Annotated in this window: 2 protein-coding genes and 1 pseudogene; 1 reads left to right on the forward strand and 2 read right to left on the reverse strand. The window is 54.7% G+C overall.

Annotation, left to right across the window (positions count from 1 at the left end; genetic code table 11):
- Positions 1 to 212 precede the first annotated feature (212 nt).
- A complete protein-coding gene (locus IKE44_RS00625; RefSeq protein WP_121650201.1) occupies positions 213 to 1400 on the reverse strand; it encodes an iron-containing alcohol dehydrogenase in 1188 nt (395 codons plus the stop codon).
- Between the two features lie 107 nt (positions 1401 to 1507).
- On the opposite strand from IKE44_RS00625, the gene IKE44_RS00630 reads away from it, so the two are divergent.
- Positions 1508 to 1726, forward strand: a complete 219-nt coding sequence (locus IKE44_RS00630) for a hypothetical protein (RefSeq protein ID WP_033017050.1) — start codon at positions 1508 to 1510, stop codon at positions 1724 to 1726.
- Between the two features lie 95 nt (positions 1727 to 1821).
- Here the strand turns inward: IKE44_RS00630 and IKE44_RS00635 are convergent.
- Positions 1822 to 2691: pseudogene (locus IKE44_RS00635) on the reverse strand (aldehyde dehydrogenase family protein); the annotation flags it as partial.
- Between the last annotated feature and the right edge of the window lie 73 nt (positions 2692 to 2764).

Consider the following 2764-nt stretch of genomic DNA (forward strand, 5'->3'; position numbering starts at 1 on the left):
CCTCCACAAGAACTGGAATCGTCTTTTGTCGAATTTCGGCGGCTGATGTATATGTGTTCGCTTCACGACGTGGAAATTCCTGCTTCACCATCAAGAAAACGTGAAAAACGTCACCCCTTGAGCGGAAGGGGGATCCAACCTGAGGAGCGAGACCCTATTTCCAACAGCCAAAGAAAAAACAGGAGCCTGAAGCAGCCCCTGTTTTTGTGTTCTCACTTGTTGTTCGGTTCCATGATCGTCCCGGCAAACGCTGCTTGATAAATCGCGCGGATGTCGGCTTCCAAAAGCGGCATCGGGCTGCGGGCGAGCAGCCGTTTTTGTTGGACGGCGTCTTTCGTCAGACTTTCTAATGCGCTTTCCGGAATGCCAAAACCGCCGAGCGTCTTCGGAATGCCGACATCGGCGACGAGGCGCTCGAGCTCCTCGACGCAGCGGTGCGACGCCTCCTCCTCTGATAAAAAGCTCGAGTTGCCGCCGAGGGCGTTTAAGATATCAGCCATTCGTTTCGTGCAGCTTTGGCGAATGTAGCCCATCACATATGGCAAGAGCACGGCATTTGATTCGCCATGGGCGATATGAAACTGTCCGCCAAGCGGATAAGCGAGCGCATGCACGCCGGCCACCCCGGCGTTGAAAAACGCCAAACCGGCCAGGTAGCTGCCGTTCGCCATATCGGTGCGCGCCTGTTTGTCCGTTCCGTTTTCCACCGCTTTGCGCAATGAGCGAGAAATCAGGCGCATGGCGGCGATGGCCAACCCATCCGATGTCGGACTCGCGTTGACCGACACGTACGCTTCAACCGCATGGGTAAGCGCATCAATGCCCGTGGCCGCCGTCACCCGCGGCGGAACAGAAACCGTGAGTTGCGGGTCGACGATCGCCACATCCGCCAACAAATAGTCATGCGTCACGACGTCTTTCGTCGTTTCTAAGGACAACACGGAGATGTTCGTCACCTCCGACCCGGTGCCTGATGTCGTCGGAATCAATATTTTCGGCAATCCTTTTTTCTCAAGTGTTCTCGTTCCAGTTAAGTTTAAATAATCGGCGACCGAACCTTCATGCACGGCCAAAACAGCGGCCAGTTTCGCCAAATCCATCGCGCTGCCGCCGCCGACGCCGATGACAAGGTCAAACTCTCCGTCGCGGACAAACGCCACCGCCTTCTCCCCCGTTTCAAGCGGCGGCTCCGGCACAACATCCGTATACACATGCACGCTGCACCCTGCTTGCCGGAGCGGAGATGCCACTTGCTCGACGAGGCCGAGTTTTTCAAGCGCTGGATCGGTGATCACCAACACGTGTGCTGCCCCAAGCCTTTTTACTTCTGGAACTAACTGCGTAAGCGCCCCCCAGCCGACATAGCTGAGCGGCGGAAAGACGATGCGGGATGCGGTCATCAATACTGCCCCTTTCTTTCATTCGTAGTATCCTTCTGTGGATTTGCGAAATTGGCTAAATTGTTCTGCATCATGACCAAACCAAATTACCCGAGAAGCCCCATCCGTTGCGCGAGAAAGGTCGCTGGCCGCAAAATGCGGTCTTGACAGCAGAGCTTGCGAATGACCTCAAACCTCGGCACGGAGGACTGAAAACGTTCTTGCATACAAGCCGAAGCCTGCTTCTCGTGAAAAAAGCATGGTTCAGCAAACAGCTCGAGCATCAATACCACCTGTCTGTTCTCGCCTCGAACCGTTGGGGATATATTCTGGAAAAGCATGCTTAAACATACAGCCTTGGAGTGCCACTCTCTCCAAGGCTGCGCAACTATTCTTCTAGAATTTTAGGAACAAACTTTACTCCAATCTCTTCTCATCCCGCTTAATTCTGGTTAAAAATAATCAATTTCAACTCCGTCATTTCCTCGATCGCATAGCGGATCCCTTCGCGGCCGAACCCGCTTTCTTTCACGCCGCCGTATGGCATATGGTCGACGCGGAACGTCGGGATGTCGTTGATCAACACGCCGCCGACGTGCAACTGCTTCGCCGCTTTCCACGCGGTATGGACGTTATCGGTATAGATGCCCGCCTGCAAACCGTAGCGCGAGTCATTGACCAGTTCAATGGCTTCATCGATCGAGCGGACGCGGTTGATCAAGACGATCGGGGCGAACACTTCTTGGCAAGACACTTTCATCGTCGGTTCGGCGTCCACAATGACCGTCGGAAGCAAGATATTGCCGTCGCGCTCGCCGCCAAGGACGACATTCGCGCCGCCTTGTTTTGCCTCTTCGATCCAAGAGAGCGCCCGGTCGACATCGTTTGGCGTAATCAAGGCGGATACATCGGTGGTTGGATCCAACGGGTCGCCTGTTTTCAACTGTTTCGCGGCGGCGACAAATTTTTCGACGAACTCGTCATAACGATTCTCATGCACGTAAATGCGCTGGAGTGAAATGCACACTTGCCCTTGGAACGTGAACGCGCCAAATACGCAACGCGGGATGATGCGATCAAGATCGACCTGCTCGTCAACGATGACGGTGGAGTTCGAGCCAAGCTCCAACGTCACCCGCTTTAAGCCTGCCTTATTGCGGATCGCGATGCCGACTTCCGGGCTGCCGGTGAAGGTGATCATGCTGATGCGCGGGTCGGTGACGATTTTGTCGCCGACCGTGCGGCCGCTTCCGGTGACGACGTTGAGCGCCCCTTTCGGCAAACCGGCTTTTTCGAACAGTTCGGCAGTGAACTACCCCCACTTAATTTTCTAGCGAAAATTTGAAGTGGGGGCTTCCAAAGAAGTTTGACTGCTTCAAGCAATC

The organism is Geobacillus sp., assembly GCF_017515625.1.
Taxonomy (GTDB): Bacteria; Bacillota; Bacilli; order Bacillales; family Anoxybacillaceae; genus Geobacillus; species Geobacillus stearothermophilus.